We start from the raw sequence: 26068 nt of genomic DNA, 5'->3' as shown, positions 1-26068 counted from the left end.
CTTTATGGCAACGACTCTCAACGAAACTCTTCTGCTGGCGATCCCGCTGGCTCCTCTCGCCGGTTCTCTGATTGCCGGTCTCTTTTGCAAAACGATCGGGCGCGCGGGCGCGCATACGGTGACCATTCTCGGCGTCGCGATTGCGTTCGTGCTTTCGCTCATCACGTTCTTTGACGTGATGGGCGGCGCGAGCTTCAACGCGACTGTCTACGAATGGATGTCGGTTGGCAGCCTGAAGTTCGAAGTTGGTTTCCTCATCGACTCGTTGACTGCGCTCATGATGGTCGTCGTGACCTTCGTGTCCCTGATGGTGCACATCTACACGATCGGCTACATGGCGGAAGAAGAGGGCTACGAGCGCTTCTTCTCGTACATCGCGCTCTTTACGTTCTCGATGCTGATGCTCGTGATGGCCAACAACTTCCTGCAGCTGTTCTTCGGCTGGGAAGCGGTGGGTCTCGTCTCGTACCTGCTGATCGGCTTCTACTTCAAGCGTGAAAGCGCCATCTACGCGAACATGAAGGCGTTCCTCGTGAACCGCGTCGGCGACTTCGGCTTCCTGCTCGGTATTGGCCTGTTGCTCGCGTTCGGCGGCTCGCTCAACTACAACGACATCTTCGCGAAGGGTCATGAAATCGCCGCGCTGACGTTCCCGGGCACCTCGTGGAACCTGCTCACCGTTGCGTGTATCTGCCTCTTCATCGGCGCAATGGGTAAGTCGGCGCAGTTCCCGCTGCACGTCTGGCTCCCGGACTCGATGGAAGGCCCGACGCCAATCTCCGCGCTGATTCACGCGGCAACCATGGTGACGGCCGGTATCTTCATGGTCGCGCGCATGTCGCCGCTGTTCGAACTTTCGGAAGCCGCGCTTTCGTTCATCGTCGTGATCGGCGCCATTACCGCGCTCTTCATGGGCTTCCTTGGCGTCGTGCAGAACGACATCAAGCGCGTGGTCGCGTACTCGACGCTTTCGCAACTCGGTTACATGACCGTGGCGCTCGGCGTCTCGGCTTACCCGGTCGCGATCTTCCATCTGATGACACACGCGTTCTTCAAGGCGCTGCTGTTCCTCGGCGCGGGTTCGGTCATCATCGGCATGCACCACGATCAGGACATGCGCAACATGGGCGGCCTGCGCAAGTACATGCCCATCACGTGGATCACCTCGCTCATCGGTTCGCTCGCGCTGATCGGCACGCCGTTCTTCTCGGGCTTCTACTCGAAGGATTCGATCATCGACGCCGTGAAGCTCTCGCACCTGCCGGGTTCGGGCTTCGCGTATTTCGCGGTGGTTGCGAGCGTGTTCGTCACGGCGCTGTACTCGTTCCGTATGTACTTCCTCGTGTTCCACGGTGAAGAGCGCTTCCGCGGTCCGAAGCACCCCGAGTCGCCGATGGCGATCGAAGCCGCGAATGCTGCCCACAGCGCTCACGGCGATCATGGCCACGGTCACGACGAACACCACGTGCACGTGCCGCACGAGTCGCCGTGGGTCATCTGGGTGCCGCTCGTTCTGCTCGCGATTCCCTCGGTGATCGCCGGTGCGTTCGCGATCCAGCCGCTGCTTTTCGGTGACTTCTTCTCGCATGGCGTGGCGTTCCAGAACGTCATCTTCGTTGGCGAGAACCACGAAGCGCTCGCGGAGATGGGCAAGGAATTCCAGGGCTGGGCCGCGATGGGCGCGCATGCGTTCTCGGGTCTGCCGGTGTGGCTCGCACTCGCGGGTGTGGTGGTGGCGTGGTTCTTCTACATGAAGCGCCCGGAACTGCCGGCCGTCGTGTCGCGCACTTTCTCGCCGGTCTACAAGCTGCTGGCAAACGCGTATTACCTCGACAAGATCAACGAAATCGTCTTCGCTCGCGGAGCAGTCGCGATCGGTCGCGGTCTGTGGAAGGAGGGCGATGTCGTCGTGATCGACGGCGTCGTAAACGGGAGCGCCAAGTTTATCGGCTGGTTTGCAAGTGTCATTCGTTTCCTGCAATCCGGCTATATCTACCACTACGCATTTGCCATGATCATTGGCATGCTTGGCCTCCTTACCCTGTTTGTAACGCTCGGCGGCAAATAAGGCAAAATAAGGCGAGGAAACGCATGCACGCAACTCCGATTCTCAGTATTGCGATATGGATGCCGATCGTATTCGGCGTCATCGTTCTTGTAGTGGGTTCCCGTCGGAACCCGAGTGCGGACCGCTGGCTCGCACTCATCGGTTCGGTGCTTAGTTTCCTCGTCACCCTTCCGCTCATCGCGGGCTTCGATACGACCACGGCTTCCCTGCAGTTCGAGGAGAAGGCGGTCTGGATCGAGCGGTTCAATATTGCGTATCACCTGGGCGTCGACGGCATCGCGATGTGGTTCGTCGTGCTGACGGCACTCATCACCGTGATCGTCGTGATCGCGGGCTGGCAGGTCATCACGAAGAACGTCGCGCAGTATTACGCGTCGTTCCTCATCCTGTCGGGCATCATGATCGGCGTTTTCTGCGCCGCCGACGGTCTGCTGTTCTACGTGTTCTTCGAAGCCACGCTCATTCCGATGTACATCATCATCGGTGTGTGGGGCGGCCCGAACCGCGTGTACGCAGCGTTCAAGTTCTTTCTCTACACGCTGGCCGGCTCGCTGCTCATGCTGGTCGCGTTGCTGTACCTGTACCGCATTACCGGGACCTTCGATCTCGCCTCCTGGCAGGCTGCGAAGATCGCCATGACGCCGCAAATCCTGCTGTTCATCGCGTTCTTCTTCGCGTTCGCGGTCAAGGTGCCGATGTGGCCGGTCCACACGTGGTTGCCGGACGCGCACGTCGAAGCGCCCACGGGCGGCTCGGTCGTGCTGGCCGCAATCATGCTCAAGCTTGGCGCGTACGGTTTCCTGCGTTTCTCGCTGCCGGTCACGCCGGACGCGAGTCACTACCTGGCGCCGGTCATCATCACGCTGTCCTTGATCGCCGTGATCTACATCGGCCTCGTGGCGATGGTGCAGGCGGACATGAAGAAGCTGGTCGCGTACTCGTCGATTGCCCACATGGGCTTCGTCACGCTCGGCTTCTTTATGTTCGGCGAATCGAGCCAGCTCGCGATGGAAGGCGGGATCATCCAGATGATCTCGCACGGTTTCGTCTCGGGCGCCATGTTCCTGTGCATCGGCGTGCTGTATGACCGCATGCACACACGCGATATCGCGGATTACGGCGGTGTGGTCAACACCATGCCTAAGTTCGCGGCGCTGGTCATGCTGTTCGCGATGGCCAACTGCGGTCTGCCGGGCACCTCGGGATTCGTCGGCGAATTCATGGTGATTCTGGCGGCTGTGAAGTACAACTTCTGGATCGCTTTCGGAGCGGCGTTCACGCTGATCCTGGGCGCGGCCTATACGTTGTGGATGTACAAGCGGGTGTACTTCGGCGCGATCGCGAACGACCACGTTCGCGAGTTGAAGGACATCGACGGTCGCGAATACTTCATTCTTGGGGTGCTCGCACTGTTTACGCTTTTCATGGGCGTCTACCCGAAGCCCTTTACCGATGTGATGCACGTTTCCGTGGAAAACCTCCTCTCCCACGTCGCAGTGTCGAAACTGCCGCTGTCACAGTAATACCCGAGCGGAGGAACAAAAGATCATGCCAAACGCCCCTATGTACGCTCTGCTGCCCGACGGCCTGGTGATGACCGGCCTCGTCGTCGCGTGGCTCAACGATACGTTCACCGGTCCTGAAAACCGGCGCACGACCTACTTCATCGCGCTGCTGACCACGGTCATAGCCGGTATCTGGTTCGCGGTGAACGCGTTCGATCCGCACGTGTACTACTACTTCACGCGCATGTACGTGGTCGATCCGTTCGCGAGCGCCATGAAGGCGGTGGTCACGCTCGGCTACGCCGTGTCGATCGTGTACTCGCGCAAGTATCTCGAAGACCGCGACATGTTCCGGGGCGAGTTCTTCCTGCTTGGCCTGTTCTCGCTGCTCGGCCAGCTCACGATGATCTCGGGCAACAACTTCCTCACGCTGTACCTCGGCCTCGAGCTGATGTCGCTCTCGCTCTACGCGGTCATCGCACTGCGTCGTGACGCGACGCAGTCGAACGAAGCGGCCATGAAGTACTACGTGCTGGGTGCGCTCGCTTCGGGCTTCCTGCTCTATGGCATCTCGATGCTGTACGGCGCGACCGGCTCGCTCGAGCTGAACGAAGTGTTCAAGGCCGTGGCTTCGGGCCACATCAACGATATCGTCCTGCTGTTCGGCGTGGTGTTCATCGTCGCCGGCGTGGCGTTCAAGATGGGGGCGGTGCCGTTCCACATGTGGGTGCCCGACGTCTATCAAGGCGCGCCTACGGCGATGACGCTGCTCACCGGCGGCGGCCCGAAGGTCGCGGCATTCGCGTGGGCCGTGCGCTTCCTCGTGATGGGCCTGCTGCCGCTGGCGGTGGACTGGCAGGAGATGCTGATCATCCTCGCGGCACTCTCGATGATCGTCGGCAACATTACGGGTATCGTCCAGCGCAACATCAAGCGCATGCTCGCGTACTCGGCCATTTCGAACATGGGCTTCGTGCTGCTCGGCCTGCTCGCCGGCATCGTCGACAACAAGGCGACGGGCGCGGCCAGCGCATACAGCTCGGCCATGTTCTACAGTATCGTCTACCTGATCACGACACTCGGCGCGTTTGGCGTGGTCATGCTGCTCTCCCGCCGCGATTTCGAAGCGGAAACGATCGACGACTTCAAGGGCTTGAACCAGCGCAACCCGGTGTTCGCGTTCGTCATGATGCTCATGATGTTCTCGCTCGCCGGCATTCCGCCGACGGTCGGCTTCTACGCGAAGCTCGCCGTGCTCGAAGCGACCATGAACGCGGGCCTCACGTGGCTTGCCGTGCTCGCCGTGATCACGTCGCTGTTCGGCGCGTTCTACTACCTGCGTATCGTCAAGCTGATGTACTTCGACGCACCGCAGGACGAAGCTCCGATCGAGAGCCACGCATGCAACCGCGCGCTGCTCACGCTCAACGGCGTGGCGGTGCTCGTGCTGGGCATCATTCCTGGCCCGCTGATGTCGATCTGCCTGCAGGCTGTCACGCATACGCTGCCGCTCTAATGTCGGCTGCGGGCTGGTTCATCGTGTTGTTGGCGCTCGCGGGCGCCAACCTGCCGTTCCTCAACCAGCGATTGTTCGGCGTCGTGCCGCTTCGCGCACCGAAGAAGAGTGCGTGGATTCGCATCGCTGAAATGATCGTGCTGTATTTTGTGGTCGGTACGTTCGGCTTCCTGCTGGAGGCGCGCGCCGGCAATCGTTTTGACCAGGGCTGGCAGTTCTACGCGATCACCTTCAGTCTTTTTGTCGTGTTCGCGTTCCCCGGCTTCACCTGGCAATATCTCGTCAAACGCCGCCCGGCGTGACGCGCGTGGCCGGCCCGCGGCCGGCACGCGCGGTGCGACCCGCAGTCCGGCCCGCAGTCCGGCCGATTTCAATGCATGCGGCGCGCCCGCGGCTTCCCGATTTTTCTGAGCACCCACGAGGCTGACTATGGCTGAACATCATCAACACGACCCGGCGCTCGCCGAGACGTGCGTGGAAAGCGCGACGCTCTACGCAGGCAATTTCCTTACCCTGAAGCGCGACACCGTTGCGTTGCCGGACGGCAAGCACGCCACGCGCGAGTTCGTTCAGCATCCTGGCGCGGTGATGGTCATCCCGCTGTTCGACGACGGCCGCGTGCTGATGGAGCGCCAGTACCGCTATCCGCTCTCGCGCGTGATGACCGAATTCCCGGCAGGCAAGCTCGATCCGCAGGAGGGCGCGCTCGCCTGCGCGATCCGCGAACTGAAGGAGGAGACGGGCTATACGGCGCGCGAGTATGTGTATCTCGCGCAGATCCATCCCGTGATCTCGTACTCGACCGAGTTCATCGACATTTACCTCGCACGCGGCTTGACCGCAGGCGCGGCGCAACTCGACGACGGCGAGTTTCTCGAAACCTTCACGGCGACGGTTCCCGAACTGCTCGAATGGGTGCGAACGGGCAAGATCACCGACGTGAAGACGATCGTCGGTACGTTCTGGCTCGAAAAGGCGCTGTCGGGCGCGTGGCCGCTCGCGAAGGCGGAGCAGGGCTGACACGCTACGCGGCGCAGCCAATTCCCGATCGACGGCGGCCCTTGTGGCCGCCGTTGTCGCTTCTACGCGCACCGCAAGCAGAATACGCCTCGAAGCACCTCCAGCGCGCCCGCCCGAGCGGCGCTACAATCGAACCCCCGGGAAAATCCCCGGTGGCTGGCCGCAGGAATTTTTTCGAACGGTCGTTCACAAATTTACGATTTGCGCTAAACTCATCGCAAGCCTCGATTCCCCATGAAGGTCCTCGATTTACAGTGTCCAGACGGCCATCGGTTTGAAGGCTGGTTCGCATCGGTTGACGACTTCGAGTCGCAACTGTCCCGCAAGCTGGTCGAATGTCCGATGTGCGGCGCCACCCACGTGACCCGCTTGCCGTCCGCGCCCCGGCTGAACCTGTCCGGCGCGAGCGAAACGCCGAAAGCGTCGCCGCACGAGCAGGCAGCGCAATGGCAGGCGCATGCGATGCGTGTAATCCGCGAGGTCCTCGAGAAGACGGAGAACGTAGGCGACCGTTTCGCCGAGGAGGCGCGGCGCATTCACTACAACGAAGCGCCGTCGCGCAACATCCGTGGAGTCGCTTCCGCGGACGATGCGCAAGCTCTCGTCGAAGAAGGCATCGATGTGATGCCGCTGCCGGTTCCGGCCGCGTTGAAGGGTCCGCTGCAATAACGCCATGCGGGTCTTCGCCGCGGCGCGGGGGAACGCTCCGCACCGGCCGCGGCCAGGAGACATTGCGCATGGATCTGGACTACACCCCGACTGACGACGCATTTCGCGCCGAAATCCGCGCCTGGCTCGAGGCCAATCTGCCTCAAGCGATGCGCGACAAGGTACTCAACCACAAACGCCTCTCGCGCGACGACATCGCCAACTGGCACACGCTGCTAGGCAAGCAGGGCTGGTCCGCGCCTGCGTGGCCGGCGGAGTGGGGCGGTCCAGGCTGGACCGAAACGCAACGCCACATCTGGGACGCCGAGTGCGGCCGCATCGGCGCGCCGCCGGTACTGCCGTTCGGCGTGTCGATGGTCGCGCCCGTGCTCATGAAGTACGGCAACGAGGCCCAGAAGCGCCGCTATCTCCCGCGCATCCTTTCCGGTGAAGACTGGTGGTGCCAGGGCTACTCCGAGCCGGGCTCGGGATCCGACCTCGCATCGTTGCGCACGCGCGCCGTGCGTGAAGGCGATCACTACGTCGTGAACGGCCAGAAGACCTGGACCACGCTCGGCCAGCACGCCGACATGATGTTCTGCCTCGTGCGCACCGATCCTGCGGCCAAGAAACAGGAAGGCATCTCGTTTCTCCTCATCGACATGAAAACGCCCGGCATCACGGTGCGTCCGATCATCACGCTCGATGAAGACCATGAGGTTAACGAAGTATTTTTCGAAGACGTGAAGGTGCCCGTCGAAAACCTCGTTGGGGACGAGAACCGCGGCTGGACCTACGCGAAGTATCTGCTCGGCCACGAGCGCACGGGCATCGCGCGCGTGGGCGCGTCGAACCGCGAACTCGCGTTCCTCAAGGGCGTCGCGCTCAGGCAGAAGAAGCATGGCAAGCCGCTGCTCGAAGATCCCGTGTTCGCGGCGCGCGTGGCCGCCGTCGAAATCGAGCTGATGGCGCTCGAAGTCACTGCCGAGCGCGTGATCGCGAGCGCGTCCAACGGGCGCGGCCCCGGTCCCGAAGCGTCGATGCTCAAGATCAAGGGCACGGAGATCCAGCAGGCGCTGACCGAGCTGATGGTCGACGCGGTCGGCCCGCTTGCGGCGCCGTTCGATCCGGCCTTCCTCGAAGGCGAGCACGAACACGCGGCCGGCGGTGACGACGACGCGGCCCCGCTCGCGGCGTACTACTTCAACTATCGCAAGACGTCGATTTACGGCGGGTCGAACGAAATTCAGAAGAACATCATCTCGCAGATGATTCTGGGGATTTGAGGAGCGGCGCAATGAACTTCAATTTCACCGAAGAACAACAGCAACTCGCCGACGCGCTGCGTCGCTATCTCGACAAGAACTACGGCTTCGAAGCGCGTCAGGCGATCGTGAAGACACCCGCTGGAGTCTCGGCTCAGCACTGGAACGCCTTCGTCGAACTCGGACTGACCGCGCTGCCAGTGCCGGCGGAGCAGGGCGGCTTCGACGGCGCGCCGTTCGACATGCTCGTCGTCATGCAGGAGCTGGGCCGCGCGCTCGTGGTCGAGCCGTACTGGGCAACCGCGGTGGGCGTCGAGGCGCTCAAGCTCGCGGGCGGTGCGGCTGAACCGGAAAACGCGGAAAACGCGGCGCTGCTCGAACGCGTCGCCTCGGGCGAGATCAAGCTTGCTGCCGCGTTCCACGAGCCGCAGTCGCGCTACGACCTGTTCTCGCTGGAAACGCAGGCGAAGGAAACGGGCGACGGCTTCGCGCTCACCGGCACGAAATCGGTCGTGCAGCACGGCGCCCAGGCCAGCTACTGGATCGTGCCGGCGCGCTTCGCGGGCGAGGTTGCGCTCTTCGTCGTCGCGCGCGATGCGCAGGGTGTCGAGGTGAGCGATTACCGTACGATCGACGGCCAGCGCGCCGCAACGCTGACCTTCAAGGAAGCGCACGCGCGCCGTCTGGGCGACGCGCACGCCGGTGCGGCGACGTGGGAGAAGATTGCCGACTACGCCACGTTCCTGCTCTGTGCGGAAGCCGTGGGTGCAATGGACGCGCTCAATCACGCAACGGTCGAATACACGAAGACGCGTCAACAATTCGGCGTGCCGATCGCGCGCTTCCAGGCGTTGCAGCACCGCATGGCGGAGATGCTGATCCACGCCGAGCAGGCCCGCTCGCTGACTTACCTCGCCGCCGCGCGTTACAGTAGCGAATCGGCCGAAGAGCGGCGCCGTGCGATCTCGGCAGCGAAGGTGCGCGTGGGGCAGGCGGCGCGTTTCATCGGCCAGCAGGCCGTGCAACTGCACGGCGGCATGGGCGTCACCAATGAAGTGGCGGCCGCGCATCTGTTCAAGCGTCTCGCGATCATCGAAACGACGCTCGGTGATGTCGATCATCATCTCGAACGCTTCGCTTCGCTGCCCGGTTTCGCGCAGGCAGCGTAACGCGTGGCGGCAGCAGGCAACATCAGCGGAGAATATGGATGGGCGTGAGTTACGAAGATCTCGAAGTGGGGAAGCGCTATGTGATCGGTTCCCACACGTTTAAGCGCGACGAGGTGGTCCAATTCGCGGAGCAGTTCGATCCGCAGCCGTTCCACACGAGCGAGGCGGGCGGCGAAGCGTCGATGTTCGGCGGCCTCGTCGCGAGTGGCTGGCATACCTGCTCGGTCATGATGGGCATGCTGGTGCGCAACTTTCTCAAGGACTCGACCTCGATGGGCTCGCCCGGCGTCGACGAGATCCGCTGGCACAAGCCCACGCGCGTGGGCGATACGCTGACGATGACGAACGCGATCCTGAGCAAGCGCGTTTCGGCGAGCAAGCCCGATCGCGGCATCGTCGAAACGCAGTGGGAAGGACACAACCAGCACGGCGAACTGATCGTGACCGTGCGTTCGAAGGCGCTGTTCGGCCTTCGCCATCCGGGGCGCGCAACGTGAGCGAAAGCGATGTCATGCAGATTGCCGACGCGGCGGCGTTGCGCGCGCTGATCGGCGCGGGGCCGCTCGTGAGCGGCTGGCGCGAGGTGAGCGAGGCGGACGTGCACGGTTTTGCCGATGCCACCGGTGACCACCAGTGGATCCATATCGACGCCGAACGTGCGCGCCGCGAGTCGCCGTTTGGCGGCCCGATTGCGCACGGCTTTCTTACGCTTTCGCTGATTCCTGTGCTGCTCGGCGCAACGCTGCACATGCGTCAGCGCATGGGCGTGAACTACGGGCTCAACCGCGTGCGCTTCACGCAGCCGGTCCCCGTGGGCGCGAAGGTGCGTGCACGTATCGCGGTGAAAGAAGTGAGCGACGTGGAGGGCGGCGGCGTGCAGGTCGCGTGGGATGTGAGCATCGAGCGCGAGGGCAGCGAGCGGCCCGCGTGCGTGGCCGAGTTCATCACGCGGCACTACTTCTAGTCTGGTTGCGTGATCAACGAAAAGGGGCGCTCCGCTGCAAGGCGGGCGCCCCTTTTTGCGCGAGGTTCAGCGCAATCAGTGCTTCGCGTACTGCGTCGCGCCAAACAGCATCTCCTTCGCTTTCTCGTCCATGAGCGGCTTGCGCGCATTGGCGAGCACTTCCACGCCGCGCTTGACCGCCGGCCGCGCCGCGATCGTTTCGTGCCAGCGCTTCACGTTGGGCAGCGAATCGAGATCGATGCCCTGGTTTTGCCAGGAGCGCGTCCACGGGAAAGCGGCGATATCCGCGATGGTGTACTCGTCGCCGGCCAGATACTCGGTCTTTTCCAGCTGCGTTTCCATCACGTTGTAGAGCCGCGTCGCTTCGTTCGTGTAGCGATTGACCGCATACTCGATCTTCTCGGGCGCATAGATGCGGAAGTGGTGCGCCTGGCCGAGCATGGGGCCGAGGCCGCCCATCTGGAACATCACCCATTGCAGCACGTCGTAGCGCGCGGCGAGGTCCTCAGGCATGAAGCGGCCGGTTTTCGCGGCGAGGTAGATCAGGATCGCGCCCGACTCGAACAGCGAGAACGGCTGGCCGTCGGCGCGGCGCGGGCCTTCGGAGTCGGTAATGGCGGGAATCTTGTTGTTCGGGCTGATGGCGAGGAATTCGGGCTTGAACTGGTCGCCCGCACCGATATCGACCGGATGCACCCGGTATTCGAGGCCGGTTTCCTCGAGCATGATATGGACTTTGTGACCGTTCGGCGTGGCCCAGCTGTAGACGTCGATCATCGTGGCTCCTTGGCACCATGAAAGAAGGCGCCGCGAAAGTCTGGCTAGTCTTCCGCGACGCCCGATCTGGCGCAAATTAGCATAGATCGGCGTCGCTCGCAGAGGGCGCAAGAGCGCCCCTGCTGCGCTTGTGGATTTGCGCGGACCTACGAACGCGTGACCGGCATCTCTACGCGCGACGCCGCTCCCGCGTCCATATGGCGCGCGAGTTCGAGCTTGGCGATGGCGTTGCGGTGCACTTCGTCGGGGCCGTCGGCGAAGCGCAGCGTGCGCGCCGAAGCGTACGAGTACGCCAGCGGGAAGTCGCCGCTCACGCCCGCCGCGCCGTGCACCTGCATGGCCCAGTCGATCACCTGGCAGGCCATGTTCGGCGCCACCACCTTGATCATGGCGATCTCGCCGCGCGCGCCCTTGTTGCCGACGGTATCCATCATGTACGCGGTCTTGAGCGTGAGCAGCCGGGCCTGTTCGATCATGCAGCGCGCTTCGGCAATGCGCTCCTGCGTGACGGTCTGCTGGGCGACTGCCTTGCCGAATGCCACACGTGAAAGGGCGCGCTTCGCCATGAATTCGAGTGCGCGTTCCGCGAGGCCGATGAGACGCATGCAGTGGTGAATGCGGCCCGGTCCCAGTCGCCCTTGCGCGATCTCGAACCCGCGGCCTTCGCCGAGCAAAATGTTCGCAGCGGGCACGCGCACGTTTTCGAGCGTGATCTCCATATGGCCGTGCGGCGCGTCGTCGTAGCCGAACACGGTGAGCGGGCGGCGCACGGTGATGCCGGCCGAGTCCGAGGGCACAAGGATCATCGACTGTTGAGCATGGCGCGGCGCATCGGGATCGGTCTTGCCCATCAGGATGTAGATCGCGCAGCGCGGGTCCCCCGCACCCGACGACCACCACTTCGTGCCGTTGATCACGTAGTCATCGCCGTCGCGCTCGATGCGCGTCTGGATGTTCGTCGCGTCCGACGAGGCCACGTCGGGCTCGGTCATCAGGAAGGCGGAGCGGATCTGGCCTGCCAGCAGCGGCGCGAGCCATTGCTGCTTGTGCGCCTCGCTGCCGTAGCGCTCGATGGTTTCCATGTTGCCGGTGTCGGGCGCGCTGCAGTTGAACACTTCAGGTGCCCAGTGCACGCGGCCCATGATTTCGCACAGTGGCGCATATTCGAGGTTCGTGAGGCCCGCGCCGCGTTCGGAGGCAGGCAGGAACAGGTTCCACAGCCCGGCCGCGCGCGCCTTTTCCTTCAACTGCTCGACGATCTCCGTGGGCACCCACGCGTTGCCATTCGCGCGATTGCGCTCGACTTCCTCGTGGAAAACGGCTTCGTTTGGATAGATGTGTTCGTCGAAGAACGCGAGCAGTTTCTCGCGCAGCGCCTGCACTTTCGGGGAGTAATCGAAATTCATCGGTAACCTCGCAATGCGATGCAGTGACAGTGACAATGAAAAGTAAGTCGTTTCTCGAACGCGTTTCAGCGAACCTTCTGCGCGTAGCGCCAGGCGAGCTCCGCCATCGGCCTCGCGCGGCGCCCTGCGTCGATTGCCTGCGCGCTCGCGGCTGTGCCGTCCACCACGCGTTTCATGATGCCCTGCAGGATCGCCGCGATCCGGAACATGTTGTACGCAAGATAGAAGTTCCAGTCGCCGCGAATCTCGAGGCCGGTGCGCTCGCAATAGCGCGCGACGTACTGCGCCTCGTCGGGAATGCCGAGCGCCTGCCAGTCCAGCCCGGCAATGCCGCGGAACTGCGCGGGATCGACGTGCCAGGCCATGCAGTGATAGGAGAAGTCGGCGAGCGGGTCGCCGAGTGTGGAGAGCTCCCAGTCGAGCACGGCCAGCACGCATGGCTCGTGCGGGTGAAAGATCAGGTTGTCGAGGCGGTAGTCGCCATGCACGACCGATATGCGCGAGCCCGCATCGTCGGGCATGTGCTGCGGTAGCCATTCGATCAGGTGATGCATGGCGTCGATGCGCTCCGTTTCCGAAGCCTGATACTGGCGGCTCCAGCGATCGATCTGGCGTGCGAAATAATTGCCTGGCTTGCCGTAGTCGGCGAGGCCCACGGCGTCGGGTTTCACGTTGTGGAGCGCGGCGATCACACGGTTCATCTCGTCGTAGATCGCGCCGCGTTGCTCGCGCGTCATGCCGGGCAGCGACTGGTCCCAGAGTACGCGCCCCTCGACGAACTCCATCACGTAGAATGCGCGGCCGATTACCGCTTCGTCGTCGCAGAGCGCGAGCATGTTTGCGACCGGTACGCCGGTTGCGGCGAGCGCGTCCATCACGCGGTATTCGCGTTCGATCGCGTGCGCGGACGGCAGCAGCTTCGCCTTGGGCCCCGGCTTCGCGCGCATCACGTAGGTGCGCCCGGGCGTGACGAGCTTGAACGTCGGGTTCGACTGGCCGCCGGCGAACTGCTCGATCGTGAGGGGGCCTTTGAAGCCTTCCACGTGAGCGGCGAGCCAGGTGCCCAGCGCCTCGGTGTCGAAGCGCTGGCGCTCGGCAACCGGGCGCGTACCTTCGAACGCCGAGTAGTCGGGGCGCGGTTGCGCGTTGTTTTGCGTGTCTCCATCCGGGGTGGCTTGCGCCATATTCGTCTCCCTTCTCCTGATTCTCCTGTGGGTCGCCGCGCGTCAGCCGCGCGGTTTATAGCGCAGGTACTGCGCGTACAGCATCTCCATCGTCGTGTTGCGGGTGTCGCGGTGCAGCGGCGAGGGCGGCGCGTGGTTGAGCATGCGCACGACCCAGTCTCGCGGCGCTGCGCCGACATCGAGTGCGTTGATGCAGCCCGTGGCCTGCGCGAGATGGCCGAAGAATGCGCGTCCGCCCGCCGTGATCGCATGCGAAAGAATCGCGCGGTTCACGCCGCCGTGCAGCACGAGCAGTGCCGAGTCCCACGAACGGTCGGCGCGCAGTGCATCGAGCGGCGGCAGCACGCGGTCGAGCAGCTCGCCGATGGTCTCACCGCCGAGAAAGCGCGTGTCTTCCGGCACGATGCCGTCGAACACGCGCAGAAAGGCGGCTTCGACTTCAGCGGGGGGAATGGCGGCGAGACGGCCGCCGCGAATCTCTTCCCACGCGCCCTGCACTTCGAGTTCAATCGACTGACCGGTTGCCGCGAGCACGCGCTGCGCAGTCTCGACCGTGCGGCGCAGTCCGCTCACGATCACGCGATCGAAACGCACCCCCTGCAAGGCGAACGCTTCGCCGGCGGCGGTGGCCTGGGCGCGGCCGTTCTCGTTGAGCGGTACGGTGTCCGGGTCGATTGCGCGACCCGTCTCGTCGAAGTAGGTGACGTCGCCGTGACGCATCACGTAGAGGCGCCGGCGCGCGGGCAACTGATATTCGGTCATGGGTATGCCGCTCGTGCGGATTGAAGCGGATTTACTTGTAGACAGGGGCGCGCTTTTCGAGGAACGCGGTAATGCCTTCGAGGCCGTCGCGGTGATGCAGCGACGCGACGAAACTTTCGCGCTCCGCAGCGAGCTGCGATTCGAGCGGTTGCGTGTCCGCGACGTTCGTCAAACCCTTGATGCGCGCCACCGAATTCGGCGAGATCTTCGCGAGTTCGTCGGCCCACGCAAGCGCCGTATCGAGCGCCGTGTGCGGCTTCGCGAGCCGGTTCACGACGCCCAGTTCCGCGAGACGCGCCGCGCCGATCGGCTTGCCTTCCACCATCAGCTCGAACGCGATCGAGCGCGGCAGCGAGCGCGCAAGGAACCACGAGCCGCCGCCGTCGGGCGTCAGACCCACGCGCGAATAGGCCATGACGAACTTCGCATCGTCGGCGGCGACGAGCAGGTCGGCGGCGAGCGCGAGCGAGAAGCCCGCGCCGGCGGCCGCGCCTTCCACGGCGGCGATGATCGGCTTGCTCGACTGGCGCATCGCGGTGACCCACGCAGCGAGCATGTCGATGCTGGCGGCCTGCACCGAAGGGTCCTTCGCGCGGTTTTCGAGCAGGCGGTTGAGGTTGCCGCCCGCGCAGAAGAAGTTGTCGGCGCCCGTGACGACGATCGCGCGCAGCGACGGGTCGCGCTCGGCGGCGTCGAAGGCTTCGACGGCGGCGGCGTACATGTCGGGATGCAGCGCGTTGCGTGCGCCGGGGTTCGACAGCGTGAGGACGAGTGTCGATTCGTGGCCTTGCGGGCGGGTGCTGCGGAGTTCGGCGCTCATTGCGGTGCCTCGTTCGATGCGTTGATGTCTGCTGCGTCTGCTTGCGTCAGCGAAAGGCCGAGCTGTGCGCGGCGCGCGAGCCACGGCGACGGGCGATAGCGCGGATCGCCGAGCACGGTGTGGATATTGCGCAGGATCGTGAGGATCGTGCGCGCGCCCAGCGCGTCGCCGAGCGCGAGCGGGCCGCGCGGGTAGCCCAGGCCCAGCGTGACCGCGAGGTCGATGTCGCGGGGCGTGGCAATCTGCTTTTGCGCGATGTCGCAACCGATGTTGACGATCGTCGCGACGATACGCTGCGCGACGAAGCCCGTCGAATCGCGGATCACGGTGACCGGCATACCGTCGGCGGCGAAGAGCGCGTGGCCCGCGTCGCGTGCTTCGCGCGTGGTGGCGGGCGTCGTCATGAGCGTGCGGCGCTTCGCCGTATCGAGCGGGAACAGCGTGTCGATGGCGACGACGCGGCTCGCGTCGAGCTGCTCGTCGAGCGCGGCGGTCGTGGCGTCGAGGCCGAGCGGCGCGACGACGATCAGCGCGTCGGCTGTCGGCGTATCGCCTTCGTCGACGGACACACCCGCTTTCGCCGCGAGCGCGAGCACGGCGTCACGCGCGGCGGCGTTCCGGCGGCTCACCCAGACGCGCGCGGGCAGCGCCGTGGGCGCTGCGGGCTCGTCGGGCACCTGCTGCTTGCCATCGACATAGCGATAGAACCCTTCGCCCGCCTTGCGGCCAACGAGCCCGCCCGCGAGCCGCACGCCCGTAATGGGCGAGGGCGTGAAGCGCGGCTCTTCATAGAACTGGTGATAGATCGACTCCATCACCGGATGCGAGACATCGAGCGCGGTGAGGTCGAGCAGCTCGAACGGTCCGAGGCGAAAGCCCGCCTGTTCGCGCATGATGCGATCGATCTCGACGAAGCTCGCTACGCCTTCGCCCGCCACGCGCAGGCCTTCGGTATTCATGCCGCGGCCCGCGTGATTGACGATGAAGCCGGGCATGTCTTTCGCGCGCACGGGCGTGTGGCCCATGCGGCGCGCGAGCGTCATCAGCGCGTCGCCGGCGGCGGGATCGCTGCGCAGGCCGTCGATCACCTCGACCACCTTCATCAGCGGCACGGGGTTGAAGAAATGATAGCCCGCCACGCGCGAGGGATCGCTGCATGCGGCGGCGATGGCGGTAATGGCGAGCGAAGAGGTGTTCGAAACGAGCAGGCAACGCTCGCTCACCACGGTTTCGAGCTCGCGGAAGAGGGTACGCTTGGCCTCGAGATTCTCGACGATCGCCTCGATCACGAGATCACAGACCGCGAGTTCATCGAGCGTGTGCGCGCCGCTCACGCGTTCGAGCGCGGCGTTGGCGGCGGTCTCGTCGAGCTTGCCTTTTGCGGCGAGTTTCGCGAAGGTGTCGGCGAGATAGTCGCGCGCGGCGGCGACCGCCTGCGGGTTCGTGTCGTAGAGGCGCACCGCGAGGCCCGCCTGCGCGGCGATCTGGGCGATGCCGCGGCCCATCGCGCCGGTGCCGACTATGCCGATTGTCTCAATGTTGAAATGATGTGAAGTCATTGGAAGCCTGGCTCCATGATTGGCCTAGAATAGCACGGTCGTTCAATTGTATGAAAACGGTTCGGCAGTTTCGATAAGGGAACTGCCCCCTCTCAAGGAGGCAACGAGGATGATCAAGCTGCACGGTTTCGCGCTTTCGAATTACTACAACAAGGTCAAGCTTCTGCTGCTCGAGCACGGCATCGAGTTCGAGGAGGTGCCGAACAAGCTGCCGCTCGAAGAGGCGGTGCTCGCGCAGTCGCCGGGCGGCAAGGTGCCATTTATCGAAACGGAACAGGGCTTCTTGTGCGAGTCGGAAGTGATCGTCGAGTATCTGGCGGCGCGCTTTCCAGAGAAGCACATTTTCGAGGCGGATCCGTGGCAGGCGGCGAAGGAGCGCGAACTCATCGTCTTCATCGAGACGCATCTGGAGTTGAACGCGCGCGAGCTTTACGGCGAAGCGTTCTTCGGCGGCAAGGCGACCGACGAGGTCAAGGCGACCATGGAAAAGCGCCTGCGCCGCTACGTGGCGGCCTTCAGGCGGATTGCGAAGTTCGCGCCTTACGTGGCGGGCGAGCAGTTCGGCGTGGCCGATGCGGCGGCGTTCGTGAGCCTGCCGCTCGTGGGCCGCGCGACGCAGGCGGTGTACGGCAGCGATTTCCTCGCCGACGTGGGCATCGACTGGAAGTCGTATATCAAGCTGATCGGTGAACGCCCGACGGCGCAGCGCGTCAACGCCGACCGCAAGGCGTATATCGAGGCGAACTCGTAAGCATTGCGGGGTTTTACACGTGGTTGTGCGCGATGATCGGGAACGCACTGCCGATCGCGGATTCATCGCGCGCGCACGACGTCAGAGCCGCGCGAGCCGCTCGAGAGCGGTCGCGAGCGTGCTTTCCTGCTTGGCAAAGCAAAAGCGCACGACGCCCGATTCGTGCGCCTCGTGATAGAACGCCGACACCGGAATGGCGGCCACACCGATCTCCGCGGTGAGCCATTTCGAGAATTCCGCTTCGGGCAGATCGCTGATCGCCGAATAGTCCACGCACTGGAAGTAGGTGCCTTCGCACGGCAGCAGCTTGAAGCGCGTGTTGGCGAGGCCGGCGCGGAAGAAGTCGCGCTTCTTCTGGTAGAACGCGGGCAGTTCGAGATACGGCTTCGGATCGCGCAGATATTGCGCGAGGCCGAACTGCATCGGCGTGTTCACGGTGAACACGTTGAACTGGTGCACCTTGCGGAACTCGGCCGTGAGCGGCGCGGGCGCGGCGACGTAGCCCACCTTCCAGCCCGTCACGTGATAGGTCTTGCCGAAGCTCGACACGATGAAGCTGCGCGCGGCCAGTTCCGGATAGCGCGCCACGCTCTCGTGCGGCTGGCCGTCGTAGACCATGTGCTCGTAGACCTCGTCGGAGAGGATCAACACGTTGGTGCCCTGCACGATCTCCTCGAGCTTCTGCATGTCCTCCGCGCGCCACACCGTGCCCGTGGGGTTGTGCGGCGTGTTGATGAGGATGAGGCGCGTCTTCGGCGTGATGGCCGCGGCGAGGCGGTCGAACGGAATCGCGTAATCGGGCGCTTCGAGCGTCACGAACACGGGCTTGCCGCCTGCCAGTTCGATCGACGGCAAATAGCTGTCGTAAGTCGGCTCGACCACGATCACTTCGTCGCCCGCGTGCACGGTTGCGAGAATCGTCGTGAGGAGGGCTTGCGTGGCGCCGGCCGTCACCGTGATCTCGCTATTGGCGTCGTAGCGGCGGCCGTACACGTGCTCGATCTTGTCCGCGATCGCCTCGCGCAGCGCGGCGATGCCTGTCATCGGCGGGTACTGGTTGTGGCCCTCGCGCATGGCTTGCGCGACGGCGTCTACGATGCGCGCGTCGCAATCGAAGTCGGGAAAGCCCTGACCCAGGTTGACCGCGCCCTTTTCGGCGGCGAGCGCGCTCATCACGGTGAAGATCGTCGTGCCGACGTTCGGCAGACGCGACGGAAAAGAGGGCGTGAGCAGGGTGTCCTGCGAATTCTGCGTGGGATGCGGTGCGTTCATGTCGCGGGCGGGAGTCGGACGTTGGGACGGGAAAGGTTGGGTCAAAGTCCGATTGTAGGCAAATCGGCGCGGCTGCGGTGGTCAGGCCGGGCGCACGCGCCGTGACGCAGGGGCATCAGGCCTGGGCGGCTTGTGCAGCGTTTTGCACGCATTCGGCGACGAAGGCGTCAGGCGTCGCAATGCGAAAGCCAAAGTCGCGCGCCACGCGCCTGGCGAGCTTGAGCACCGCGCGGTCCTTCGAGACGAGCCACTGTGCGCCGCTTGCGCGCGCCAGTTCCAGAAACTTCTGGTCGTCGCGGTCGCGGCATTGGGGCAGGGGCCGCGCGTCGGCGGGAAGCTCGGGCAGTTCGACCCGTTCGACGAGGCCGCCCAGCGCCGCGAGCGCGTCCGCTTTCGCGACGCCGCGGCCAGCGAACTGCGGATAGTCGAGCACGTGGGCCAACTCGGCCTGGCAGCGCGCGTCGATCAGCGCCTGGATCGCGCCGCGCTCGAGCGCCGCGCGAATGGGGCGCGTGTGCGGGTCGTCGAACACGAGGATATCGAGCCAGACGTTCGAGTCGAGTACCACGGGAAGCGCGCGAGCGGCGGCGGGCGAGGGGGATGCTGCGGTTGGGGGCGTGAGGCCGGTCATTCGTGAATTCGCTACAATCGGGCTTTCGCCTTTGAACATCGGCACATCGTGCCTGCAAGCCTCTATGATAATCGTTCTGTCGCCGGCCAAATCGCTCGACTATGACACGCCGGCGCACATCGAAGCGCACACCATCCCCGATTTCGTCGACGACGCAGCGGAACTGATCGCGGGCCTGCGCCGTCTCTCGCCGCAGCAGATCGGTTCGCTCATGAGTATTTCCGACCCGCTCGCGCGCCTGAATTTCCAGCGCTATGCCGACTGGTCGAAGCAGTTCAGCCAGATCAACGCCAAGCAGGCCGTGCTCGCATTTAACGGCGACGTCTACGAAGGCTTCGACGCGAAGTCGCTCTCGTCGGCGGATCTCGACTATGCGCAACAGCACGTGCGTGTGCTCTCCGGGCTCTACGGCCTGCTGCGTCCGCTCGACCTGCTGCAGCCTTATCGCCTGGAAATGGGCACGCGTTTCGAAAATGCGCGCGGCAAGGATCTCTACGCGTTTTGGGGCGAGCGCATCACGCACGCGATCAATGCGCAGATCGAGCACAACCACGCGAAAGCGGCGAAGGGCGCGCGCGTGGTGGTGAACTGCGCGTCGAACGAGTACTTCAAGGCCGTGAAGCCGAAGAAGCTCGCCGCGCCTGTCATCACGCCGGTATTCGAAGACTGGAAGGGCGGCCGCTACAAGATCATCAGCTTCCACGCGAAGCGCGCGCGCGGGTTGATGGCGCGTTATGCCGTCGAGAACCGCGTTACCGAGCCCGAAGGGCTCAAGGCGTTCGACGTGGAAGGCTACGCGTTCGATGCGGATGCATCGAACGATTCGACCTATGTATTTCGTCGGCGCATCGCCGAGTAAGTGAACAAGCAAGCGGGAAGGAAAACACCATGACGATTGCCATCTCCAACCAGTTCGATGCGGGCGCGATCGAGGTTCTGTCGTGCGAGCGCGCCGACGACATCCGTTTGCGCGTGCGAGCGGACAACCAGTCCGAGTTCGCGCAATGGTTCTACTTCCGCCTCTCGGGCGCGCGCGGCGAGCGTTGCGTGATGACGTTCGAGAACGCGTCGGCCTGCGCATTTCCCGAGGGCTGGCGCGACTACCAGGCCGCGGCGAGCTACGACCGCGTGAACTGGTTCCGCGTGCCGACCTCGTATGACGGGAAGGAACTCGTCATCGACCACACGCCCGACTTCGACAGCATCTACTACGCGTACTTCGAGCCGTATAGCGAAGAGCGTCACTCGGAGTTCCTTGGCGCGCTTCAGCAACTGCCGCACGCTGCGCTCACGGAACTCGGCCAAAGCGTGGAAGGCCGGCCCATGTCGCTGCTCTCGCTCGGCATGCCGGGCGACACCGCGCCTGATGGCAAGCCCAAGAAGACGATCTGGATCATCGCGCGCCAGCATCCGGGCGAGAGCATGGCCGAGTGGTTCGTCGAAGGGTTGGTCAAGCGGCTCGCCGGTTGGGGCGACTGGGCGGGCGATCCGGTCGCGCGCAAGCTGTACGACCGCGCTGTGTTCCATATCGTGCCGAACATGAATCCGGACGGCAGCGTGCACGGGAATTTGCGCACCAACGCCGTGGGCGCGAACCTGAACCGCGAGTGGATGGCGCCGGACGCGCAGCGCAGCCCCGAAGTGCTGGTCGTGCGCGATGCGATCGAGGCCACGGGCGTCGATCTCTTCTTCGACATCCACGGTGACGAGACGCTCCCGTATGTGTTCGTGGCGGGCTCGGAAATGCTGCCGGGCTTTACCGATCAGCAACGCACGGAGCAGAAGGCGTTCATCGAGGCGTTCAAGGTGGCGAGCCCCGACTTCCAGGATCAGCACGGCTACGAGGCGAGCCGCTACCGCGAAGATGCGCTCAAGCTCGCGTCGAAGTACATCGGCCATCGCTATGGCTGCCTGTCGCTGACGCTCGAGATGCCGTTCAAGGACAACGCCAATCTGCCCGACGAACGCGTAGGCTGGAACGGCGAGCGTAGCGCAGCGCTTGGCGCTGCGATGCTCCAGGCTATCCTGCATCACGTGGAGGCGTTTGCGTAACACGCGCCTTCGCCACGCAGACATGAAGAAAAGGGGGAAGCGGCCAGGCCGCATCCCCCTTTTTTTCGCTTCGCGAACATCGACGGGTTCAGTGCGCCGTCGTCTTCTTCTTTGAAGTCGTTTTCTTCGCTGTGGATTTCGTCGTCGTCGATTTGCTGGACGACTTCGTGCTGCTCGTCGACGACTTGTGGTCCGACTTGCTCGCGGGTGCTTTCTTCGAGCCCTTGCCAGTGGCCTTCTTGGTCGAATGCTTGCCCTTTCCATGTGCGCCGCTCGAGGCCGTGCCGCGCTCGCTGCGTGCGTGCGCCGGCGGGATCGGATCGTTCCAGCTGAACGCGAGCATCTGCTGCCCGACATAGCCGCAGCGAAACTTCAGGTCATAGGGCGAATTGCCGCGTTCTTTGGGAATGCCGATGCCGTCGACTGTCACGATCGTATCGACCTTCACGCGCTGCTTGCCTTCGTCGAACGAGTCGTTCCACGGCGTCACGCTCGCGTGTGCGCTGTCGAACGAACTGGGTGGAAACTCGACGTGATCGAGCGCCGTCGACGTGCTGGCTACGAAATCGCCATGCGCCGCGCAGTCCGCGACTAGCGGGTCCGCGTGCATCTGGGTGACGAACTGATTGACGAGATCGTTGTGTTGATCGAGTTGATCGGCCTGCGCGGCTGGCGCGGCGATGAGCATGAGGCTCGCGGCGCACGCCGCCAGTTGACCGGCTACGAACAACAGCCGGCGGGATGCATGGTTGCAGTCCATCTGCTTGCTAGGGATGAGGGGTGAGACGTCAGGCACCGTAAGATGCTGCACAGCCGGGTCGAGTTCAATCCGGAAACAATTATTTTCTTCTGCCTGAGCGATGGAATCGGCGCAAGCGCTGCTGTGTGTGGGCCGAAGGCCGATCGCGACGTGTCGTCGCGCCCGTCGTCACGTTGCTGGCGGTGGGGCGTGGCTTGAGGCAGCGCTCAGGTTCGCGGGCCGCCCAGGCGATAGCGCCGCACGTCGTAGGTAGTGACCCAGGTCGGCCGGTAGACGGCGATCAGCGCCGTTGCCATGCCTGTGAACCAGGCTTCGCCCGAAGCGAGCAGAAATACGCTGAATGCATAGCCTGCGGGCACGGTGATCGCCGATCCGCCGTTGAGCGCGACATGGGTGCCGAGCGCGAGATAGGCCGCAGCCGAAACGGCGATGGCCGGCGACACGAAACCCTGGCCGACGATGAACATGAAGAGGTTGCGCGGCAGCCACGCGGTGCAGGCGCGCTGCAGCAGCGCGGAAATTGCGACAGGGAAGGCGCCGAATATCAGGAAGGTGAGGGCGATGCCTTCCCAGGGGGCATCGAAGACAAGCGCGGCGAGCCCGACGACGACGCCCATGGCGACGAGCGCGAGTCCCCAGTCGAATAGCGTGACCACGAGCGTGGCGCCGAGCAGGTGCAGCACGGTGCCGTCTTCGAGCCACGCATTGCTTGCCCACAGCACGGAGATCGCGACGACGATCGCAAGCCACACGTGCTGGAGCGTTGCGTCCTGAAGACGCTTGAAGGGGTTCTTCCATAGCGCGAGCGCGAGCAGCCCCACGGTGACAACCCAGGCACCGATAGCAACCCAGAGCGGAAGCGGTGTAAATAGGAACCCCATGTGCTTCATATTACTCGTTGGAAGGCAAGCCGTGTGCGCGGGCGAGCAGCAGGGCTTCCTCGTCCGCGCTCTCACTGGCCTCGCCGACCTCGACGGGGCGCATCTGCTGCGCCGCGACGGGGTCGCCATAAGGGGTCACCGGCTCCGCGGCGATGGGCAGCGCCTCCCCACTGTCGCCTGACAGCAACGGATAGCGATGCGCCCGACCGTCGCGTGTGCGCAATGGCACCGGACCGTGCTCGCCGTGCCTGGGCTTCGCCGCCCGCTCGCATCGCGCGCGCAGCACCTGCAGCTGGTTCGCGAGCAATCCGTTGTAGATCGCGACGGCCGCCGCGCGATTGGGCGCGCCGAGCTGCTGAAAGATGCTTGTTAGATGGACTTTCACCGTGCCCTCGCTGATGCCGAGCGCTCTCGCGATCATCTTGTTGGTATTGCCCATATGGACGCAGCGCAGGATTTGCTCCTGTCGTGGTGACAGGTCGACTTTCGGACGCACCTTGCGGGCCTGTGCGGCGGCCTTGGCATTGCGCCGGGGTGGCAGGGGCCATGGCGTGCATGGACCGAGCACGTCGGCCGGCAGATGATCGCCGCCAAGCATGATGAGCTCCAGAAATTTCACGATCAGGATGAAGTCCGTTGTGCGCCGGATGACGCCGCGGGCGCCTTCGTTGATGAGCGCGCGCACGGTCGTTGGCGTCTCGGTGCTGTCAACCAGTATGGCGACGGGCAAGCTGCGGTGCCGCATGACAAAGTGGCGCAGTTCGCCGGCGCGGATGCCGTCGTGCCAGTCGATCACGATGAGGTTGGGGGTAAACCGTTGCAAGGCGCGCTCAGCGCTGCGCCAGTCCGGCGCATCATTGAAGCGTGCGCGACGGTCGATTTGTCTTAACAGCGCCTTGAGCCCTTCGCGCCTTTCGGCGTCCGGATTGAGTACAACGAACCGCATGGATATGCCCTCCTCTCGTTGACGGCCTCTCGCAATGTTGTGAAACGCGCACCGCTTCTAAGCGGCGGTGAACCAGACCAACAGCACCATGATGACAAAAAGGTTGCGCGCTGGCGGCCTGTCCAAAAGGCATAAGACATAGGGCAAAAAAAAGTCCCGCACTCAGGCGGGACCGGGTAGGAATTTGGGCGTTGTCCTAGTGGAAGTGTGGCTGTACGGGCTCAGCATCTTCTGGCATCTCGGCGTGGACGATCTCGCCGAGCGGATCCGCATAGAGCGGCACGCCGCAGTCATCGCAATATTCCGGTTCGAAGCGGCCAGCGTGACGACGGATGTCGGTGATGCCCGATTCCTTCAGCAGCGCAACGATCTCTTCTAGCGGACCGCTACTGACATTCTCTTCGGTCGGTTCTTCGTCGATCTCGGCGTCGCCGTTCTCGCGGCCATAGAGCGGCCAGACCACGCCATACAGCACATCGTTGCTGCCGCGCTTCGTGAAAGCGATGCGGTATTCGTCGATACGGCGCTCACCGAAGCCGGCGACGACGGCGCGCAAGTCCTGAGCGCCTGCGCCGATCGTGTCGAGCAGATAGCGCACGGCGGTGCGGATCGTGTGCGGGCGCACGCGCTCGTCCGCGTCGCGGCAGGCGGAGTAGTAGGCGTCCGGCAGCAGGCACTCAAACTCGCAGCCCGGCATGACGACGGCAAGGTTGGCGCCGCCTTGGGTGGCCCATTGTTCCAGGCATTGACCGCGCTCGATGCGTGAGCCGTGCTCCTCTTCCTGCCAGCGGAAGAGCGGGGCGCCAACAGGTGCGGCGACGACGGCGAGCAGGAAACGCGGATCGGCGAGGATCGGCGACGTTTCCGGCAGTTCGCCTGAGCTGATTTTCGCCGGCGCGCCGCTCAGTGCCGCTTGCGTAAGCTGTTGTGCGAGTCGCCAGGTTTCGACATGGTGGCGCGGCAACTGGTCGATGCTGTAGAGATAGGGGGCCATCGCCACGCGCGTGCCGTTCGCGAGCACGTGGGCCTGAAGATGGGTGCGCAGGGCGTCTGCTCCCTCGGCCTTCAGCGGGCCCGAAGGGATGACATAGCGCGTCCAGGCCAGCACTGGCGCGGCGACGAGCAGCGCCTCGTATTGCGCGCCGTCGTGTTCGATGTTGAACGACTCGCTGTGCGTCTCCGCCATGTCGGCGAGCGCGCCGTAGGCGTCCGGATGATTCTGCTGCAGATGATCGAGCGCGGCGTCGAGCGTAGTCTGATTGCCGTTGCGCACGACCTTCGCTAGCAGCGTGTCGAGCTTTGCCTCCCAGAAGCGGTCTTCGGTGCGGCTGCCCGAGGCGAACAGGGCGAGCGAGAGGCCGACGAGCTTGTCGGCGTCAGGAGGAAGGCGTTTGGCGATTCGCGAGCGCATAAATCTGTGAGTTGGGGTGCAGAGAACCCCATATTCTAGTCGGTTCCGTGCGCGCCATCGAATTGGGCAGCAGGAGCGCGCCAGATGGGCCGGGGCGCGATGCGGGATCGTCGTTGCTGCGCAGCCAGAATGCATCGGCCGGAAGCACTATGGTGACTGCAATATGGAGCAGGCGAGCCGTGTTTAGCCCGATTTTGCTAGCCCATCAAAAAACCGCTTGCAAGATGTCACCTGCGTGACTAGAATTCCGGTCTTTCGCGCTTTCGATGAAGGCGCGGGGAGACGGGAAGCCCAGGCGAAAGCCTTGTGGCGACTGGGTCTGCGGGTGATTCGAAGTTGAGCGGCAGGTTGAACGAAGTTAAAAAACCTGTTGACAGATCGCCAGACAGTCTTCATAATCTCGTTTCTCTGCTGCTGACGCAGCAACGCAGAAAGAAGCCGGTAGTCAAGCAGTTGTCTGAACGAAACTGCGCGGCACTTTCGCGATCGATCTTTAAAAATTTACAGCCGATAAGTGTGGGCGCTTGATGCGGTGGCGGCCTGATGTGGTTCTTCGGAGCGATATCGGGAGCAGCAAAAGTATCAAGAGTCTCACACTAAAGTAAGTCAGGTTTTTGAAGCAATTCAAATTCCTGTCAGCTTTGAGTGAGCGACCGGTCTCGAGAGAGACCGAAAACAGTAACAGGTATTGAACTGAAGAG

At 63.9% G+C, this 26068-nt stretch carries 25 protein-coding genes; 13 read left to right on the top strand and 12 right to left on the bottom strand.

The window, feature by feature from the left end:
• Positions 1-4 precede the first annotated feature (4 nt).
• From nuoL to M3I56_RS32900, 10 genes are all read left to right on the top strand, one after another.
• A complete protein-coding gene (gene nuoL / locus M3I56_RS32945; RefSeq protein ID WP_254357567.1) occupies positions 5-2068 on the top strand; it encodes an NADH-quinone oxidoreductase subunit L in 2064 nt (687 codons plus the stop codon).
• Between the two features lie 23 nt (positions 2069-2091).
• The gene (locus tag M3I56_RS32940) at positions 2092-3591 is read left to right on the top strand and encodes an NADH-quinone oxidoreductase subunit M (protein ID WP_254357566.1); all 1500 of its coding nucleotides are present in this window, start codon (positions 2092-2094) and stop codon (positions 3589-3591) included.
• A gap of 25 nt (positions 3592-3616) precedes the next feature.
• Positions 3617-5089 (top strand): NADH-quinone oxidoreductase subunit NuoN, encoded by a 1473-nt coding sequence (gene nuoN / locus M3I56_RS32935; protein WP_254357565.1) that lies wholly within the window; start codon positions 3617-3619, stop codon positions 5087-5089.
• Positions 5089-5391, top strand: a complete 303-nt coding sequence (locus M3I56_RS32930) for a DUF2818 family protein (RefSeq protein WP_028205666.1) — start codon at positions 5089-5091, stop codon at positions 5389-5391. The genes nuoN and M3I56_RS32930 overlap by 1 nt, the downstream gene beginning before the upstream one ends.
• 127 nt (positions 5392-5518) lie before the next feature.
• Positions 5519-6109, top strand: coding sequence for an NUDIX domain-containing protein (locus tag M3I56_RS32925; RefSeq protein ID WP_254357564.1), 591 nt, complete (start codon positions 5519-5521; stop codon positions 6107-6109).
• Positions 6110-6343: 234 nt separating this feature from the next.
• Positions 6344-6778 (top strand): DUF1178 family protein, encoded by a 435-nt coding sequence (locus tag M3I56_RS32920; protein WP_028205664.1) that lies wholly within the window; start codon positions 6344-6346, stop codon positions 6776-6778.
• A gap of 68 nt (positions 6779-6846) precedes the next feature.
• Positions 6847-8043, top strand: a complete 1197-nt coding sequence (locus M3I56_RS32915) for an acyl-CoA dehydrogenase family protein (protein ID WP_254357563.1) — start codon at positions 6847-6849, stop codon at positions 8041-8043.
• A gap of 11 nt (positions 8044-8054) precedes the next feature.
• A complete protein-coding gene (locus M3I56_RS32910) occupies positions 8055-9191 on the top strand; it encodes an acyl-CoA dehydrogenase family protein (protein WP_254357562.1) in 1137 nt (378 codons plus the stop codon).
• Between the two features lie 38 nt (positions 9192-9229).
• Positions 9230-9688 carry a MaoC family dehydratase gene (locus M3I56_RS32905; protein ID WP_254357561.1) on the top strand — a complete coding sequence of 153 codons (459 nt, stop codon included), beginning with the start codon at positions 9230-9232 and terminating at the stop codon, positions 9686-9688.
• Positions 9689-9702: 14 nt separating this feature from the next.
• Positions 9703-10155 carry a MaoC family dehydratase gene (locus M3I56_RS32900; protein WP_254357582.1) on the top strand — a complete coding sequence of 151 codons (453 nt, stop codon included), beginning with the start codon at positions 9703-9705 and terminating at the stop codon, positions 10153-10155.
• 75 nt (positions 10156-10230) lie between these two features.
• Here M3I56_RS32900 and M3I56_RS32895 read toward each other — a convergent pair whose 3' ends face one another.
• From M3I56_RS32895 to M3I56_RS32870, 6 genes are all read right to left on the bottom strand, one after another.
• On the bottom strand, positions 10231-10932 hold the full coding sequence (locus M3I56_RS32895; RefSeq protein WP_254357560.1) for a glutathione binding-like protein: 702 nt from the start codon (positions 10930-10932) through the stop codon (positions 10231-10233).
• Positions 10933-11078: 146 nt separating this feature from the next.
• A complete protein-coding gene (locus tag M3I56_RS32890) occupies positions 11079-12338 on the bottom strand; it encodes an acyl-CoA dehydrogenase family protein (protein ID WP_254343224.1) in 1260 nt (419 codons plus the stop codon).
• 65 nt (positions 12339-12403) lie between these two features.
• Positions 12404-13522 carry a phosphotransferase gene (locus tag M3I56_RS32885; RefSeq protein WP_254357559.1) on the bottom strand — a complete coding sequence of 373 codons (1119 nt, stop codon included), beginning with the start codon at positions 13520-13522 and terminating at the stop codon, positions 12404-12406.
• A 42-nt stretch (positions 13523-13564) separates the two neighbouring features.
• Complete coding sequence (locus M3I56_RS32880; protein ID WP_254357558.1) at positions 13565-14284, bottom strand: histidine phosphatase family protein; 720 nt, start codon at positions 14282-14284, stop codon at positions 13565-13567.
• Positions 14285-14315: 31 nt separating this feature from the next.
• Positions 14316-15104, bottom strand: coding sequence for an oxepin-CoA hydrolase, alternative type (locus M3I56_RS32875; protein WP_254357557.1), 789 nt, complete (start codon positions 15102-15104; stop codon positions 14316-14318).
• A complete protein-coding gene (locus M3I56_RS32870) occupies positions 15101-16663 on the bottom strand; it encodes a 3-hydroxyacyl-CoA dehydrogenase (protein ID WP_254357556.1) in 1563 nt (520 codons plus the stop codon). Before M3I56_RS32870 ends, M3I56_RS32875 begins: the two co-directional genes overlap by 4 nt.
• Positions 16664-16772: 109 nt before the next feature.
• On the opposite strand from M3I56_RS32870, the gene M3I56_RS32865 reads away from it, so the two are divergent.
• Positions 16773-17414, top strand: coding sequence for a glutathione S-transferase (locus M3I56_RS32865; RefSeq protein WP_254357555.1), 642 nt, complete (start codon positions 16773-16775; stop codon positions 17412-17414).
• An 81-nt stretch (positions 17415-17495) separates the two neighbouring features.
• Here M3I56_RS32865 and M3I56_RS32860 read toward each other — a convergent pair whose 3' ends face one another.
• Together M3I56_RS32860 and M3I56_RS32855 are read right to left on the bottom strand one after the other, a co-directional pair.
• Positions 17496-18686 (bottom strand): pyridoxal phosphate-dependent aminotransferase, encoded by a 1191-nt coding sequence (locus tag M3I56_RS32860; protein ID WP_254357554.1) that lies wholly within the window; start codon positions 18684-18686, stop codon positions 17496-17498.
• 115 nt (positions 18687-18801) lie between these two features.
• Positions 18802-19317: a putative toxin-antitoxin system toxin component, PIN family gene (locus M3I56_RS32855; RefSeq protein WP_254357553.1), complete on the bottom strand. Its 516-nt coding sequence runs from the start codon at positions 19315-19317 to the stop codon at positions 18802-18804.
• Between the two features lie 64 nt (positions 19318-19381).
• Between M3I56_RS32855 and yaaA the strand changes: the two genes are divergently transcribed.
• Positions 19382-20176: a peroxide stress protein YaaA gene (gene yaaA / locus M3I56_RS32850; protein WP_028205650.1), complete on the top strand. Its 795-nt coding sequence runs from the start codon at positions 19382-19384 to the stop codon at positions 20174-20176.
• Between the two features lie 29 nt (positions 20177-20205).
• Positions 20206-21369 (top strand): M14-type cytosolic carboxypeptidase, encoded by a 1164-nt coding sequence (locus M3I56_RS32845; RefSeq protein WP_254357552.1) that lies wholly within the window; start codon positions 20206-20208, stop codon positions 21367-21369.
• Between the two features lie 88 nt (positions 21370-21457).
• Here M3I56_RS32845 and M3I56_RS32840 read toward each other — a convergent pair whose 3' ends face one another.
• From M3I56_RS32840 to M3I56_RS32825, 4 genes are all read right to left on the bottom strand, one after another.
• Positions 21458-22129 (bottom strand): BspC domain-containing protein, encoded by a 672-nt coding sequence (locus M3I56_RS32840; protein WP_254357551.1) that lies wholly within the window; start codon positions 22127-22129, stop codon positions 21458-21460.
• A gap of 206 nt (positions 22130-22335) precedes the next feature.
• Positions 22336-23010 carry an energy-coupling factor ABC transporter permease gene (locus M3I56_RS32835; RefSeq protein ID WP_028205647.1) on the bottom strand — a complete coding sequence of 225 codons (675 nt, stop codon included), beginning with the start codon at positions 23008-23010 and terminating at the stop codon, positions 22336-22338.
• Between the two features lie 10 nt (positions 23011-23020).
• Positions 23021-23956, bottom strand: a complete 936-nt coding sequence (locus M3I56_RS32830; RefSeq protein ID WP_254357550.1) for a response regulator transcription factor — start codon at positions 23954-23956, stop codon at positions 23021-23023.
• 196 nt (positions 23957-24152) lie between these two features.
• Positions 24153-25367, bottom strand: coding sequence for a DUF2863 family protein (locus M3I56_RS32825; protein ID WP_254357549.1), 1215 nt, complete (start codon positions 25365-25367; stop codon positions 24153-24155).
• Between the last annotated feature and the right edge of the window lie 701 nt (positions 25368-26068).

Origin of the sequence: Paraburkholderia sp. CNPSo 3281 (assembly GCF_024206515.1) — a bacterium.
In the GTDB taxonomy this organism is placed as follows: domain Bacteria; phylum Pseudomonadota; class Gammaproteobacteria; order Burkholderiales; family Burkholderiaceae; genus Paraburkholderia; species Paraburkholderia nodosa.
This window is presented reverse-complemented; position numbering and strand designations above follow the sequence as displayed.